Source organism: Synergistaceae bacterium (assembly GCA_021372895.1).
GTDB lineage: Bacteria > Synergistota > Synergistia > Synergistales > Synergistaceae > JAJFTP01.
Genome location: JAJFTP010000064.1, coordinates 23,527 through 38,077, shown reverse-complemented (window position 1 = coordinate 38,077; position 14,551 = coordinate 23,527). Strand labels below are relative to the sequence as shown.

The 14,551-nt window shown below is 53.1% G+C and carries 13 protein-coding genes; 8 read left to right on the top strand and 5 right to left on the bottom strand.

Going from position 1 to position 14,551, the window contains the following annotated elements:
* Nucleotide 1: 1 nt before the first annotated feature.
* The 5 genes from LLF78_06025 to LLF78_06005 form a co-directional block, all read right to left on the bottom strand.
* A complete protein-coding gene (locus LLF78_06025) occupies nt 2-1,096 on the bottom strand; it encodes a threonine synthase (GenBank protein ID MCE5202050.1) in 1,095 nt (364 codons plus the stop codon).
* 88 nt (nt 1,097-1,184) lie between these two features.
* Nucleotides 1,185-1,799, bottom strand: a complete 615-nt coding sequence (locus LLF78_06020; GenBank protein MCE5202049.1) for a hypothetical protein — start codon at nt 1,797-1,799, stop codon at nt 1,185-1,187.
* Nucleotides 1,800-2,079: 280 nt separating this feature from the next.
* Nucleotides 2,080-2,877 carry an XdhC/CoxI family protein gene (locus LLF78_06015; GenBank protein MCE5202048.1) on the bottom strand — a complete coding sequence of 266 codons (798 nt, stop codon included), beginning with the start codon at nt 2,875-2,877 and terminating at the stop codon, nt 2,080-2,082.
* Nucleotides 2,878-2,938: 61 nt separating this feature from the next.
* Nucleotides 2,939-3,985: a molybdopterin-binding protein gene (locus LLF78_06010; protein MCE5202047.1), complete on the bottom strand. Its 1,047-nt coding sequence runs from the start codon at nt 3,983-3,985 to the stop codon at nt 2,939-2,941.
* Nucleotides 3,986-4,420: a transcriptional repressor gene (locus LLF78_06005; protein MCE5202046.1), complete on the bottom strand. Its 435-nt coding sequence runs from the start codon at nt 4,418-4,420 to the stop codon at nt 3,986-3,988.
* A gap of 459 nt (nt 4,421-4,879) precedes the next feature.
* Between LLF78_06005 and ilvN the strand changes: the two genes are divergently transcribed.
* The 8 genes from ilvN (at nt 4,880) to ilvD (ending at nt 14,526) form a co-directional block, all read left to right on the top strand.
* Complete coding sequence (gene ilvN, locus LLF78_06000) at nt 4,880-5,389, top strand: acetolactate synthase small subunit (protein ID MCE5202045.1); 510 nt, start codon at nt 4,880-4,882, stop codon at nt 5,387-5,389.
* A gap of 96 nt (nt 5,390-5,485) precedes the next feature.
* Nucleotides 5,486-6,496, top strand: coding sequence for a ketol-acid reductoisomerase (ilvC, locus tag LLF78_05995; GenBank protein MCE5202044.1), 1,011 nt, complete (start codon nt 5,486-5,488; stop codon nt 6,494-6,496).
* A gap of 107 nt (nt 6,497-6,603) precedes the next feature.
* Nucleotides 6,604-8,157, top strand: a complete 1,554-nt coding sequence (locus LLF78_05990; protein ID MCE5202043.1) for a 2-isopropylmalate synthase — start codon at nt 6,604-6,606, stop codon at nt 8,155-8,157.
* On the top strand, nt 8,138-9,406 hold the full coding sequence (locus LLF78_05985) for a 3-isopropylmalate dehydratase large subunit (GenBank protein ID MCE5202042.1): 1,269 nt from the start codon (nt 8,138-8,140) through the stop codon (nt 9,404-9,406). Before LLF78_05990 ends, LLF78_05985 begins: the two co-directional genes overlap by 20 nt.
* Before the next feature lie 3 nt (nt 9,407-9,409).
* On the top strand, nt 9,410-9,907 hold the full coding sequence (locus tag LLF78_05980; GenBank protein ID MCE5202041.1) for a 3-isopropylmalate dehydratase small subunit: 498 nt from the start codon (nt 9,410-9,412) through the stop codon (nt 9,905-9,907).
* A gap of 17 nt (nt 9,908-9,924) precedes the next feature.
* On the top strand, nt 9,925-11,052 hold the full coding sequence (locus tag LLF78_05975; GenBank protein MCE5202040.1) for an isocitrate/isopropylmalate dehydrogenase family protein: 1,128 nt from the start codon (nt 9,925-9,927) through the stop codon (nt 11,050-11,052).
* 96 nt (nt 11,053-11,148) lie between these two features.
* Nucleotides 11,149-12,831 carry a biosynthetic-type acetolactate synthase large subunit gene (gene ilvB, locus LLF78_05970; GenBank protein ID MCE5202039.1) on the top strand — a complete coding sequence of 561 codons (1,683 nt, stop codon included), beginning with the start codon at nt 11,149-11,151 and terminating at the stop codon, nt 12,829-12,831.
* Nucleotides 12,832-12,843: 12 nt separating this feature from the next.
* Entirely contained in the window at nt 12,844-14,526 is a 1,683-nt protein-coding gene (gene ilvD / locus LLF78_05965) for a dihydroxy-acid dehydratase (GenBank protein MCE5202038.1), read from the top strand.
* Nucleotides 14,527-14,551 lie beyond the last annotated feature (25 nt).

Here is a 14,551-nt window from a genome sequence, read left to right as displayed (position 1 = left end):
GTCAGTGATCAGATTTAAGGCCTGCCCCGCACATAGTTAGCAGGCTGTCGGGCGTTTTTCCGTGCAGCTCGCAGTATTTCATATAAGCGGCGTAATTGGCGGCAGTTGTGTGTTCACAGTAAATTCCGCTCCTGGCAAGCTTTGCTCTGGCTTCAAGGATGCGGTCTTCCGGTGCAGTTATCAGTTCCACATTGTATTTATAAATATATTCCAGGATTTCCTCTCCGCGTATAGGCACGCCTATTGCAATGCCCTCGGCAAGGGTAGGTTTCGGGGTGACTTTTGCTGGATGTTTTTCACCTCTCGTAACCGCTTTGACAAAAGGGTCGCAGTTTTCACTCTGAATTGCCACTAAGTGCGGCATACTATTTATGGCACCGCTGCCGAGTAGTTCTTCCAGGCCCTTCACGGCCCCGATGAATAATGTCCCGTTTCCAAGCGGTATGAATATATTAGCGGGAATTCGACCAAGTTGTTCATATACTTCGTAAATATAGGTCTTAGTGCCCTCGTAAAAGAAAGGGTTATAGACATGGCTAGCGTAATACTTTCCTTCGGATTCAACCTTCGCCCTGCAGACGTCGGCGCAATTGTCCCTGGAACCGGGGACTATATTTACGTGGGCGCCGTGTGCGCGGATCATGTCGATTTTCTTGGGTGAGGTACCCTCGGGAACAAAAATTTCGCATTCGATCCCGCACCTTCCGCAATATGCTGCAACGCTGTTTCCTGCATTGCCGCTGCTGTCCTGCACAACGGAGCCGACCCCTATTGTCTTGCAGTGGGCGATCAGGACGGCAGCGCCCCTGTCTTTAAAGGAGAGAGTGGGCATAAAATAGTCCATTTTAAGCAAAACATCCTCGTCAAACATAATGATAGGAGACATGCCCTCGCCCAAGGAGACGTCGCGCCATGCCTCTCCTTCCAAAGCCATGAAGGCCCTGTAGCGGAACATCCCCCATACGCTTCTGTCGATCAAGGCTTCATCAAAAGCAGGCGCCTTAAAATCCAGCTTCCATAGCTCTCCGCAGTCACATTTATGCTTTCTGGTATGCGTGCTTTCGATCCTTCCGCATTTAGTGCAGATAAAATTCATATTTCCACCTCCGCAACAGTTTCAATGCCAATCAAACGTTGTCATATATCTTCGTATTTTAAGCTATGTGGTGTGATAAGCAACGTTTTTACAGTTTTGTTGTATCTATCGACAGCCTGTCAAGCGCCTTTTTCAAAGCTTCGTTATAAGTACTGTCAAAAGAAGGTTTACTTAGAGTTAGAGTATGGCCTGTGGTCTCACCTTTTGCGTTGATCAGTTCTCCTGCAATGAGTTTGCCGTATTTTGCATCAAGCAATTTTATATCACAGGTCACAGTAGCTTTATAAGTGCTTTTAAGCAAATTGACCTCCATTTGCGGCTGGCCGTTTGAGATATCTATCCAAAGTGCATAATCGGCACCCATTTGCTGAGACAGGACCTGTACGTCGGTATTATCAAACTTCCTGCCTCTGCGGCTCTTATCATCCATGAGTGTTTCCATTGCCTGTGTGCATTCATCTATCGGCAATACCGCAAACTTGTCTTCAGGAAATATTTTCCCAAGTTTTTCATGTACCATGCTGCTGATAGTCTCTTTATCCTTATATGTGTCAGGAATGATCAAAAAAACACTTATAACTTTTTTCTCCGGACTTGTCTCAATAATATTTGGCGATGATTTGCCGGTCGCGAAGGATGCTGTGCCATATGATATTGAGGAGAGAATTATCAGGGTCAAAAAAACGATGCAAGGTTTTTTCACTTATTATGAAGCCTCCCTTAGGATGATCAGGTCATCATACTGCGTGTTTTTCAAGTGGCAAGATCAGCATAGCATAGAGTTGAAGATAATGTATTGGTGGTAGAGAACGCTGTCATCTTTGAAGGAGTGCGCGTCCGGAAGGGATATGCCGCCGCCGGGGCCATTGTCACAAAAGGTATAGTGACGCCGAAAGTCCCCTTTTTATCCCATCTCCTATAGCCTGTTGAGAGCCGGATTTGGAAAAGGGGACAAGTCGTCACTTTTCGTACAGTATCTTTTGCTAATTCATTATGCCTCTCAACCCGTTTACATCGCCTCCGCGTTTGACGGCTATTATTTCGGCAACGATGGAGACAGCTATCTCCTCCGGTGTCTCGGCCTTGATAGGGATCCCTATCGGCTGGTGCAGGCGGTTCAAGTGTGCCTCTGTCACTCCCTGTTCGAGAAGTATTTTGCGCACTGTGGCGATTTTGCTGCGCGAACCTATCATTCCGTAGTATGCCCCGGGTTTTTTGTCTGTTATTGCAACAGTTGCGGCATCTAGAGTGTGACCTCTTGTGACGATTACGACGTAGCTTCTGTCATGCAGATATATGCCATTTTCGTAGATTTTCTCAAGCGGACAGGCTATCGTTCTTGCACATGGTATGTTCTCTGTGTTTGCAAATTCCTCACGCTCATCCCATACGGTGACGCGGAAACCTGCAAAGGCTCCGACCTGGGCAACCGCCTTGCCGACATGGCCGGCCCCGAATATTACCAGTTCGTCTTCACGGCCTATTACTTCCATGAATACTGAGGCCGAGCCGCCGCATGCCATTCCCTCTTTTTCTGTCAGATCCTTTCTCCATAAAGCGGATGTTTCCCCGCTCTTCAGCAATCCGAGCGCATACTGTATCGCTTCATATTCGACAAGCCCGCCGCCGATCGTCCCGCTTATGCTTCCGTCAGGGCGAACCCACATTGAAGCTCCGCGGCTCCGCGGGGTTGACCCCGTTTCCTCCGTGACTGTACAGAGCACGCCGTACAGTCCGGACTCAACCTCTGAGTTGATGAGTTTCAGTAATTCTTTGTTCATGGAAGACCTCCAGTCCTTTTGTCATGCGGCTGTTCATTTGTTTCTGAACAGCCGAAGTTGTTTAACTTCCTGCCGCGAAGGAACAGCTTGGATAGTGACAGATGGGACAATGCTCGCACAGCCCTCCGACGCCCCAGCGCCTCACCAGGTCTCCGGGTTCGACTCCGGCAAAGATGAATGGCAGCAGCTTATCGAGTGCGGTCCTATCGTCGAATGCCACGCACGCAGGTGCTCCTATGACAGCGACATCCTCGCCGTCAACGGGTGATTTTGCCCAACCGAGCATCAGCATCGCACCGGGAAGCGCCGGCGTTCCCTGGAATGATATCTTGCGGCAGACGGAGCGTATCGCTCCAGGGGTCCTGTCATCCGCGTCGACGCTCATGCCTCCGGTGCATATTATCACCTTGGCGCCTTCCTTGAGGAAAGCGCTTATCGCTGCTGCTATCTGCTCGAGTGAATCGGATGAGAAGCGCTGGCCGATCAGTGTGCCGTTCAGTTTTTCAAGCTTTTCATGCAGTTTGGGTTTAAATGCATCCTCTACCCTGTGGTCGATTATTTCTTTGCCTGTAGTGACAAGCCCGGTTTTGAGCGGGCGAAACGGCAGGATAGAGAAGGGCTTGCTCCCTCGGACGGCAGCCACGGCCCGTTCTACGCGATAATCCTCCATAACGAGCGGGCGTATGCGGAATCCGGCTACCGTCTGCCCTTCAAGCACCGGGCGGTGAGGGGCAAGCGCCGAGAGCACCCAGTCCGGATCCTGATTGACGCGGTTTACTGTCTCGGCTATATACCAGAGTATGCCGGATCGTTCCGCCACGAGGTTGCAGCGCCCCTCATCCGGGCCTGTTATGCGCAGGTTATCACCGCAGAGGACTTCGGCAAGCTGCAGCGCGGCATCGTCCTCGTGGACATCTCCCGGAGACATCTCCATGACAGAGAGGTTTTCCCTGCCCATATCCCTGAGCGTCGGGATGTCGGCCTCTGTTATGATCTGTCCTTTTTTGAAACGCGCTGATTTTTTATGGTTTACGGCGTCGATCTGCGTCAGATCATGGGCGAGCGGTCTGCCCACGGCTTCCTCAAGTGGGATCATTGTTATTTTCATCTATTGCTGCTCCTCTCCGTCCTTCTTTTTTGGTGCGCATTCAGGGCAGCAGCCGTAAACCACGAGCTGCTTCCCCTCAACTTTCATGCCTTCAGGCACCTCTATCCTGGGCAGGTGCTGATCAGTCAGACAGAACATCTTTCCGCAGTAAAGACAGAGAAAGTGCGGATGGTCTCCGGGGCATCCCTTGGTATCAGGATCGTGTGCGCAGAAACGCCATACCCCGTCAAGTCCCTGAACCTGATGGACGATCGCGGCGGATCGAAGCGTCTGGAGAGTCCTGTAAAGGGTCACCTTGTCCAGCGGTTCATCCAGCATGGACGAGATTTCACTGTGAGAGAGGGGAGAGCCGTTTTCAAGCAGCAGTTCGAGGACGACCTTCCGCTGTCGCGTCATGCGAAGCCCGGCGCTGCTTAAAATTTTTTCTACCTGCATGTCTGTCACCCTTCCTGATGATTGCCTGATTACATCATTTCGATTATCCGATAAATTCCACAAAAATGCAACTTGATTGCGCATGACATGATGCCGAAAATCTTTCGGGAGTTGACACGTTATTATGGAATTGACAGACTATTGTTCCGCGGCTTGGATTTTAAAGGAATTCCGGCAAATTAAGTTGACAATAAGGAAAAGGTGCCTTATTATGTCCTGCAATATACAAAACCCCCGTGGGGAATATTTTGGCTTAGGTCACAAAAAGGTGGGATGGCTGTGAGAAGAACAAGTTTTATACCCGATGTATTTAGTCTCGTTCTCGTACTGGTACTTCTTATTAGCGGCGGGTCCCCCGAGGTGGCCGACGCTTAGACGTCGTGTTACTTTCGGACCGGGACCCTCTCAGGGGTCCCGGTTTTTTTTTTCATTACGTTTATCGGAGAGAGGGATCACATAATGAGGAATACTTTCAGCATTCTGTCGGAAGATAATCCGGGCGTCCTTATGCGTATCGCAGGCCTGATTTACAGGAGAGGCTACAATATCGAGAGCCTCAGCGTAGGGAGTACAAACACTCCGGGAGTGTCGCGCTTCACGGTTGTCATCGAAGGTGAGGAAGGAGTCTATGAGCAGATACGCAAACAGCTGCTTAAACTCATAGAGGTAATAGATGTAACCAACCTTACGCAGGAAGGACCGTTCGTTGAGCGCTGGCTCGCCCTTGTAAAGGTACGGGCTCCCCTCGACAGGCGTCCGCACGTGCTGCAGACGGCGGAGATATTCCGCTGTCGTGTCGTCGACCTCGGAGCAGAGGCGATCACCCTCGAAGTTACCGGTGACAGAGGGAAGCTTATCGCTTGTATGGAGGCGCTCAAACCTTACGGCATTATCGAGACTGCCGGATCGGGGCAGGTCGCCCTCTCCCGTTCAGGTTTTCTGCCGGAGAATTCCGAAGAGATGGCATGAATCGATTTATTTGTTATGTCTAGGCCTCATCAGGAGGCCCGTGCATAAATATATCAAAATTTCACAGACCCGAAAGGGAGAAGGAGTGTTTTTGTTATGGCAAAAGTATATTACGACCGCGATGCAGACCTTAGTTTTCTTGATGGAAAGACGATAGCGATATTCGGTTACGGCAGCCAGGGTCATGCTCATGCACAGAACCTGCGCGACAGCGGAGCGAAGGTCATCATCGGACTTCACTCGACAAGCAAGTCAAAGGCGGTCGCCGAGAAAGACGGTTTTGAGGTCTATACGGTAGCCGAGGCGGCAGCGAAGGCTGATGCCGTGATGTTCCTCATCCCGGACCACCTTCAGGCCCAGATCTACAAGAACGAAGTCCTTCCGAACATTAAAAAGGATACCAAGCTCGCGTTTGCCCACGGTTTTGCGGTCCACTTCGAACAGATAGTCCCCGGTCCGGACCATGATGTATTTATGGTTGCACCCAAGGGGCCCGGACACATCGTCCGCCGCATGTACAAGGAGGGCAAGGGAGTTCCCTGTCTGATCGCGGTATATCAGGATGCATCCGGCAAGGCCAAGGATTTCGCGCTTGCCTATGCCTCGGCGATCGGCGGAGGCAGAGCGGGAATTATCGAAACCAGCTTCCGTGAGGAGACAGAGACAGACCTTTTCGGAGAACAGGCCGTGTTGTGCGGCGGCGTAAGCGAACTTATGCAGGCTGGGTTCCAGACCCTTGTAGATGCCGGATATCAGCCGGAGATGGCTTATTTTGAGTGTATCAATGAGATGAAGCTCATCGTAGATATGATCTTCGAAGGCGGTCTGAGCTGGATGCGTTACTCAGTCAGCGATACTGCCAAGTATGGTGACATGATTGCGGGACCGCGCGTCATCGGCGAAGAATCACGCAAGGCAATGAAGCAGCTTCTGAATGAGATCCAGGACGGAACTTTTGCCCGTGACTGGATACTTGAAAACCAGACAGGCCGTCCGCGCATGAAAAAGTGGGCCAAGAACGCACAGGAGGCAGAGTGCGAAAAGGTAGGCAAAGAACTTCGCAAGATGATGCCATGGATGGAATCCAAGGAGATACCGAAGTTCTAGATGAACTGCGTCCGGATGGCGGTACGGCGGTCGTTTTGCTGCCGGAGAACGAACACCATCCGGATGTTTAAAGGTAATGACCGGTTGACAGGGAAGGAGATAACGACATGACAGACCATTTACGAATTTTTGACACGACACTGAGGGATGGCGAACAGGCTGCGCATATAAATCTGAATAAGGGTGAAAAACTTCAGATAGCACGCCAGCTTGCGAGGCTTGGAGTTGATGTCATAGAGGCCGGATTCCCGGCTGCATCGCCCGGAGATTTTGAGTCGGTGCAGGCAATTGCGCGCGAGATAAAGGGGCCTGTCATCGCCGGACTCGCAAGGACGCGCGCGGAAGACATACGCAGGGCCGGAGAGGCCGTAAAGGATGCCGAACATCCCTGTATACATGTATTTATCGCTACAAGTCCGATACACATGGAGTATAAGCTCAAGATGGACAAAGAAGGAGTCCTTGCCGAAGTCCGCAGCGGTGTCACGCTGGCCCGTTCGCTTGTGGAGGACGTAGAGTTCTCCGCCGAGGACGCCAGCCGCTCCGAGCTGTCTTTCCTGATTGAAGTTTTCAAGACTGCTATAGAATGCGGAGCAACAACGCTTAACATACCCGATACTGTCGGTTATGCGCAGCCTGAGGAATTTTTTGACTTTGTAAGTAATATAATGACCGAAGTCAATCCGCCTGAAAATATTATCTGGTCGGTCCACTGCCATAACGACCTCGGGCTTGCGGTCGCGAACTCACTGGCTGCGGTAAGGGCGGGTGTGCGTCAGGTTGAGTGCACGGTCAACGGCCTCGGAGAGAGGGCAGGCAACGCCTCTATGGAAGAGGTCGTCATGGCGCTCAATACCCGAACTGACCACTATTCCGCAAAGACAAACATAGACACTACAAAACTTTACAGCACCAGCAAGCTGGTCTCCCATCTTACCGGCGTGATGGTCCAGCCTAACAAGGCAGTTGTAGGTCTTAACGCGTTTGCTCACGAGGCAGGGATACACCAGCACGGGATGCTCTGCAACCGCGCAACTTACGAGATAATGACGCCGGAGACGGTAGGGGCGCCTGCATCCGACCTCGTACTGGGAAAACATTCAGGCCGCCATGCTTTCAGAGACAGGGTGGAGAGCCTTGGCTACCAGCTCTGTGATGATGATATGGAAGTTGCCTTCAACTATTTCAAGGAACTTTGTGACAAAAAGAAAGATGTCTCGGACGGCGACATCGAAGCCCTTATCCTGGACAGAGTCCTGTCCTTTGTACCGGAACGCCGCTTCACGCTCAGGGATTTCGCTGTGCAGGTCGGTACGGGATGTAAACCGACAGCGAGCGTTACCCTCACGTCAGGCGATGTCGATTACACAGAAGCGGCTACCGGAAACGGTCCGGTCGACGCCGTCTATAACGCGGTAAGAAAGATACTTGGGTTCAACCCTCAGCTCAAGGGTTTCCGCATAGGGGCCACGAGCGAGCGTTCTGATGCCCAGGGCGAGACCCGCGTGATACTGCACTATAAAGATGTACAGGCACAGGGACGCGGCACCAGCACAGACATCATAGAAGCCTCTCTCAGGGCCTACATTGACGCTGCAAACAGGCTCTACGCTGCGGCGGCGGCAAAGGAGGTCAGACTGAATGGCGATGACGCTAGCTGAGGCTATTATCGCCGGGCATACAAAGGATCACGTTGAGGCAGGGGCCATCTGCCGAGTCAACGTTGACTTCGCCTTTGCAAACGACATCACCGGCCCGCCGGCGATAAAAGAATTCAAAAATATGGGTGCGGAGAAGGTCTTTGACGCGAAACGCTGCGCCGTTCTGCCGGATCACTTCACGCCGGCGAAAGATATTGCTTCCGCCGAACAGGTTAAGGCCTGTCGTGAATTTGCAAAGGAACAGGGTATGCTTTTCTGGGAGGTCGGGCGTGTGGGTGTTGAACACGCATTCCTGCCGGAGAACGGACTTGTGCTTCCGGGAGAGATAGTCCTGGGCGCAGACAGCCACACCTGCACTCACGGCGCTATGGGCGCGCTTGCGACCGGCGTCGGCTCGACCGACCTGGCTGCGGCATGGGCTCTTGGCGAGACCTGGCTCCGCGTTCCCGAGACCATGAAGGTCGTTTACGACGGCAAGCCGTCGGAGTGGCTGTGCGGCAAGGACATGATTTTAGCCCTAATCGGCAGGATCGGAGTCGAAGGCGCACGCTACATGGCGCTTGAATTTCACGGTGAAGCGATGCGGCATCTTTCGCTTGACGACAGGTTCACCATCTCCAATATGGCAGTTGAGGCAGGGGCTAAGACAGGGCTCATCAACCCTGACGAGAAGCTTCTCGCTTATGCCAAAGCACGCGCGGCGCGCCAATTTGAACCCGTCTATGCGGACAGTGACGCCGTTTACTCGAAGACGGTCAATATAGATACCTCTTCCATGGAGCCTCAGGTCGCAATGCCGCATCTTCCGGAGAACGTCAGGCCCGTATCCGAGGCAGCCGGGACGCCGGTCGATCAGGTGTTTATAGGCTCATGCACGAACGGGCGTCTTCGCGACCTGCAGCAGGCAGCAAAGATACTCAGGGGACACAAGGTCCATCCCAATGTCCGCTTGATGGTCATTCCCGCATCATACGAAGTGTACCGTGCAGCGATGAAAGAGGGGCTATTCGATATCTTTATCGATGCGGGAGCCTCCATTTGCACACCGAGCTGCGGGCCGTGCCTCGGCGGACACCTTGGCATTCTGGCGGCCGGCGAACGCTGTGTGTCGACGAGCAACAGGAATTTCATCGGCAGAATGGGTTCGCCGAAGAGCGAAGTCGTGCTTGCCGGGCCGCTTGTCGCAGCGGCAGCGGCAGTTACGGGCTGTATCTGCGATCCAAGAGATATCACGGTACGGGAGGCGTAGCGCATGGAGACAAAACTCAAAGGCAGGGCATGGGTATACGGAGATAACGTAGACACCGACGTCATAATCCCGGCGAGATATCTCGTAACGAGCGATCAAAAAGTGCTTGCGCAGCACTGCATGGAGGACATAGACAGTACTTTTGCGAGCGGGGTGAAAGCAGGAGACATGATAGCGGCGGGCAGCAATTTTGGCTGCGGTTCGAGCCGTGAGCACGCACCGCTCGCCATAAAGGGCGCAGGGATTTCATGCGTCATAGCGCCGTCGTTTGCAAGGATCTTTTACCGCAACGCGATAAACATCGGGCTCCCTATACTTGAGTGCGCAGAAGCCGGCCGCATATCAAAAGGCGACGAAATAGAGGCGGATCTTTCAAAGGGGATTATCACCAACATCACGAAGGGCGAAACCTATCAGGCAAAGCCATTCCCTGAATTCCTGCAGAACCTCATCGGGCTTGGCGGGCTCGTTCCGTATGTCCGTGCCAGGCTCGGCAAATAGTGCGGATGTGAGAGACTATGAAAAAATATAAAGTTGCAGTCATAGCCGGAGACGGAATAGGCCCCGAGGTCATAGGCGAAGCGCGTAAAGTGCTTGACAGGGTCGGCGGAAAATTTGGATTTTTGTTTGACTGGAGGGAGTTTCCCTGCGGTGCGCGCCACTACCTTGCGACCGGAGAGATAATGCCGGAAGATATGATAGAGGAGATGTCAAAGTGTGATGTAATGTTGCTCGGCGCGATCGGTGACCCAAAGGTCAGGCCCGGTATATTGGAACGCGGTATACTGCTGGAGTTGCGCTTCCGCTTCGATCAATATGTGAACCTGCGCCCCGCGTTGTCACTTCCGCGAGTCTCGACTCCTGTCCCGCTAGGCGGTAAACGGATAGACTCGGTCGTCGTCAGGGAGAACACGGAGGACCTTTACATGGGCATTGGTTCTGTGACTGAAAACGGAAAACTGGACATGCCTGTAAATGTGGAACGCGGGAGCTATAAACTCGTCGGTAATCTCTCTCTCAAAACAGACCCCGCATTTCCGTTTGCGGCGCAGGTCGCGGTAAACAGCAGACCGGGGGCAGAGAGAATCACACGCTACGCGTGCCGGCTGGCAAAAAAACGCGGCGAGGAAACAGTTACCATCGTATCTAAGTCAAACGCAGTTTCGGCCCTCTACGGATTTTTTGAGGATACGGCAAAGCGGGTCATGGCGGAGGAATACCCTGAGCTCAGCTATGCCATGGTCAACGTCGATGCTCTGTGCTATCACCTTGTGAGGGACCCTACTGCCTATGGGGTGTTGCTCTGCCCGAACCTATTCGGGGATATCATCAGCGATCTCCAGGCAGGGCTTGCAGGCGGCCTTGGTACTGCAGCAGGCGGGAATATAGGAGACGGATTATCCATGTTCGAGCCGGTACACGGATCGGCGCCTGACATTGCCGGTACGGGAAGGGCAAATCCGGTGGCGGCTATACTGTCCGGGGCTCTTTTGCTCCAGCATCTTGGAGAGACTGGAGCCTCGGCTGCGGTTGAGAACTCTGTCTCATATTTTCTGGAACATGCGGGAATAGAGGAACTTCCTTTCGAATTCGGCGGGAAGGCAACATTCGAAGATGTGGGAAAGAGCATAATCAGTCTGTTTTGATCAGCGTTGCTTTCCCATACTGAAGAAGCTGGATAAAAAATATGTGCGGGGATAGCATTATCAGGTTATTTCAGCACACAGGGGAGTTGAGAGACAATGTCCAAAATGTGCGGTGCGGAGATGGTGGTGAGATCTCTCGAGGCAGAGGGAGTCGATACGGTGTTCGGGCTTCCGGGAGGCACGGTTATCCATCTCTATGATGCGATCTACGGTTCGAAGATAAATCACATCTTGATGCGCCATGAGCAGGCTGCGGCACATGCTGCGGATGGTTATGCCAGAGTCAGCGGACGTCCCGGTGTATGTATCGCTACTTCCGGTCCGGGCGCAACGAACCTGGTGACCGGCATAGCTACTGCAAATCTGGACTCCGTCCCGATGATTGCAATCACGGGGCAGGTCGCTACAAATGTTATAGGCACCGATGCGTTCCAGGAAGCGGATATCATGGGAATAACCCTCCCTGTCGTAAAACACAGCATGCAGGTCCGTACACCCGAGCAGATAGCGCCGGCTATAAAGAAGGCGTTCTATCTTGCATCGACAGGCAGGCAGGGTCCGGTTCTTATTGATATACCAGCGGATGTGCAGAAGAATTGCGGTGAATTCGTATATCCTGATAAAGTTGATTTTAAGGGGTATCATCCGGAAACCGCGCTTGATATCAGTCGTCTTGACGAAGCTGTGTCTATACTTGAACGTGCACAGCGCCCGGTTATATTTGCCGGCGGAGGTGTCATCCGTTCCGGGGCAGCGGCAAAACTCACGAACTTCGCTGAAAAACTCGAAATCCCGGTCGTTACCTCCCTGCTGGGAAAGGGAGCGTTTCCTGAGTCACATCCGCTCGGACTTTCTCTCGGGATGGCCGGCATGCACGGGCATCCGGTCGCAAACCGGGCTCTCATGGGTGCGGATGTAATCCTCGCGATCGGTTCACGTTTCAGCGACAGGAGCACCGGAAACAGGGCGCGTTTTGGAGCCGACGCAAAAATAATCCACATTGATCTGGACCAGGCTGAGATAGACAAGACCATTGGCACAGATGTGTGGCTTATCGGTGATGCCGGGTATATTCTTGATATTTTCTTCAAATCTATGAAGAAGAAAAATTACGACCGCAAAATCTGGTCCGAAGACATAGACCAGATGAGAAAGAAGGAACCGCTCCCGAGAGACGAGATCGAGGGGGCAATAGCCCCGTGGCAGGTCATCGAAACCCTGCGCGAAGTTACGGGCGGCAAGGCGATAGTCACGACGGAAGTCGGGCAGCACCAGATGTGGACGGCACAGCACTACAGGGTGGAGGAGCCGCGGCGTTTTGTTACCTCGGGAGGCCTCGGCACCATGGGCTTTGGTTTTCCTGCCGCGATAGGCGCGGCGCTTGCCTGCCCGAAACAGCATATCTGCTGCATCGCAGGTGACGGAAGCTTTATGATGAACATACAGGAGCTTGATACATGCGCACGCCACAATATTCCTGTAAAGGTGTTCATACTGAACAACTCATGCCTTGGCATGGTGCGCCAGTGGCAGCAGCTCTTCTATGACCACCGTTATTCAAACACGATCTATAGCCGTGATCCTGATTTCGTAAAGATAGCGGAGGGCATGGGAGTAAAAGGGTTCTCTGCGACGCAGCCCGATGAGATCAGAAGTACGATAGAGGCCGCTCTCGAGGTGCCGGGGCCGGCACTTGTCGATTTCAGGATACCGCAGGACGCGCTTGTTCTTCCCATGGTCCCGCCCGGCGGAGCAATAGACAAAATGATTTTAAATTAGGGGGCATCAGAAATGAACAGCGACAAAACCAAGAAAGGCTACCAAAGAAGCCCTCATCGTGCACTGATGAAAGCATCAGGATATACGGACTGGGAGATAGAACGTCCGTGGGTCGGGGTGGCGAATTCGTATAACGCGATAATTCCGGGGCACGTCCATCTCAGGACGATCACCGAAGCTGTAAAAGCCGGCATATATGCGGCAGGAGGCCTCCCTATAGAGTTTCCTGTGATCGGGGTTTGCGACGGCATAGCGATGAACCACGAAGGGATGAAGTTCTCCCTTCCAAGCAGGGAACTGATAATGGACTCCATTGAAGTAATGGTGCGTGCGCATGCCTTTGACGGTCTTGTGATGGTGCCTAACTGTGACAAGATAATCCCAGGCATGGCTATGGCCGCCGCAAGGCTTAACCTTCCTGCCGTAGTGATATCCGGCGGTCCGATGATGGCAGGTAAGCTCAACGGCAAAACACTTGACTTGAACAGTGTCTTTGAGGGCGTCGGCATGAAAGCCGCAGGCATGATCACTGATGAGGGACTGCACGAGATAGAGGACAACGCATGTCCAGGCTGTGGTTCCTGCTCCGGCATGTTTACGGCAAATACTATGAACTGCATGATGGAGGCGCTCGGTCTCGGTCTTCCGGGCAACGGGACTATACCGGCGGTCCACGCAGGGCGGATCCGTCTCGCTAAGGATGCCGGCCGCGCAATAATGGCCCTGATCGAAAAGAACATCAGGCCGCGCGACATCCTCACTAAAGAGGCTGTCGACAACGCGGAAGCAGTTGATCTGGCGCTTGGCGGCTCGACAAACACATCTCTCCACCTTCCGGCGATAGCATGGGCGGCCGGCCTCAAGCTATCGTTGGATACTTTCAACGAAATTGGTTCAAGGGTTCCGCACCTGTGTTCTATGAGTCCCGGCGGTCAGCACCATATAGAGGACCTATGGGCGGCAGGCGGGATCCAGGGACTGATGGCAAGGCTCCTTGAAAAGCGGCTTATCAGCGGAGAGGCCATAACCGTAACTACCCGGACTGTGCGGGAAAACCTTAAAAACGCCGAAGTCGTAAATGACGAGGTGATCCGTCCCGTTGACAGACCCTATCACAAAGAGGGAGGTCTCGCTTTTATAAAAGGGACGCTTGCGCCTCTTGGGGCAATAGTAAAACAGTCTGCGGTGGCCCCTGAAATGCTTGTCCACAAAGGCCCCGCGCGCGTATTTGAATGTGAGGAGGACGCCAGCAAAGCCATCCTGAACAATGAAATAAGGGAGGGGGATGTCGTCGTTATTCGCTGCGAAGGTCCGAAAGGAGGCCCCGGCATGAGAGAGATGCTTACTCCGACTTCGGCCATAATGGGGCAAGGCAAGGGCAACTCAGTCGCTCTCATCACCGATGGGCGTTTCTCCGGTGCGACGCGGGGCGCTTCAATCGGCCATGTCTCGCCTGAGGCTGCAGATGGAGGGCCAATAGGACTTGTTGAGGAGGGCGATATGATCTCCATCGATATCCCGGGAAAAAGGCTTGATCTGATGGTAGGCGAAGAAGTCCTCGAGGAGCGCAGAAAGCATTTCGTCCCGCGGCTGCAGCCCACGGACAGCCCGTTCCTGGAACGCTACAGGGCATTTGTGACCTCCGGAGTTGAGGGCGCGGTACTCAAAAACAGTTTGAGCGAGGGCAAGGCCTAAAAGGCAAGCCGGAAGTTCACGAATT

What these genes read in the sequence shown, in the direction of transcription:
- LLF78_06005 (MCE5202046.1), bottom strand. Translation starts at nt 4,420, where the DNA reads ATGCAGGTAGAAAAAATTTTAAGCAGCGCCGGGCTTCGCATGACGCGA.
- LLF78_06015 (MCE5202048.1), bottom strand. Translation starts at nt 2,877, where the DNA reads ATGAACAAAGAATTACTGAAACTCATCAACTCAGAGGTTGAGTCCGGA.
- LLF78_05985 (MCE5202042.1), top strand. Translation starts at nt 8,138, where the DNA reads ATGGCGATGACGCTAGCTGAGGCTATTATCGCCGGGCATACAAAGGAT.
- ilvD (MCE5202038.1), top strand. Translation starts at nt 12,844, where the DNA reads ATGAACAGCGACAAAACCAAGAAAGGCTACCAAAGAAGCCCTCATCGT.
- LLF78_06010 (MCE5202047.1), bottom strand. Translation starts at nt 3,985, where the DNA reads ATGAAAATAACAATGATCCCACTTGAGGAAGCCGTGGGCAGACCGCTC.
- ilvB (MCE5202039.1), top strand. Translation starts at nt 11,149, where the DNA reads ATGTCCAAAATGTGCGGTGCGGAGATGGTGGTGAGATCTCTCGAGGCA.
- LLF78_05990 (MCE5202043.1), top strand. Translation starts at nt 6,604, where the DNA reads ATGACAGACCATTTACGAATTTTTGACACGACACTGAGGGATGGCGAA.
- LLF78_05975 (MCE5202040.1), top strand. Translation starts at nt 9,925, where the DNA reads ATGAAAAAATATAAAGTTGCAGTCATAGCCGGAGACGGAATAGGCCCC.
- LLF78_06025 (MCE5202050.1), bottom strand. Translation starts at nt 1,096, where the DNA reads ATGAATTTTATCTGCACTAAATGCGGAAGGATCGAAAGCACGCATACC.
- ilvN (MCE5202045.1), top strand. Translation starts at nt 4,880, where the DNA reads ATGAGGAATACTTTCAGCATTCTGTCGGAAGATAATCCGGGCGTCCTT.
- ilvC (MCE5202044.1), top strand. Translation starts at nt 5,486, where the DNA reads ATGGCAAAAGTATATTACGACCGCGATGCAGACCTTAGTTTTCTTGAT.
- LLF78_05980 (MCE5202041.1), top strand. Translation starts at nt 9,410, where the DNA reads ATGGAGACAAAACTCAAAGGCAGGGCATGGGTATACGGAGATAACGTA.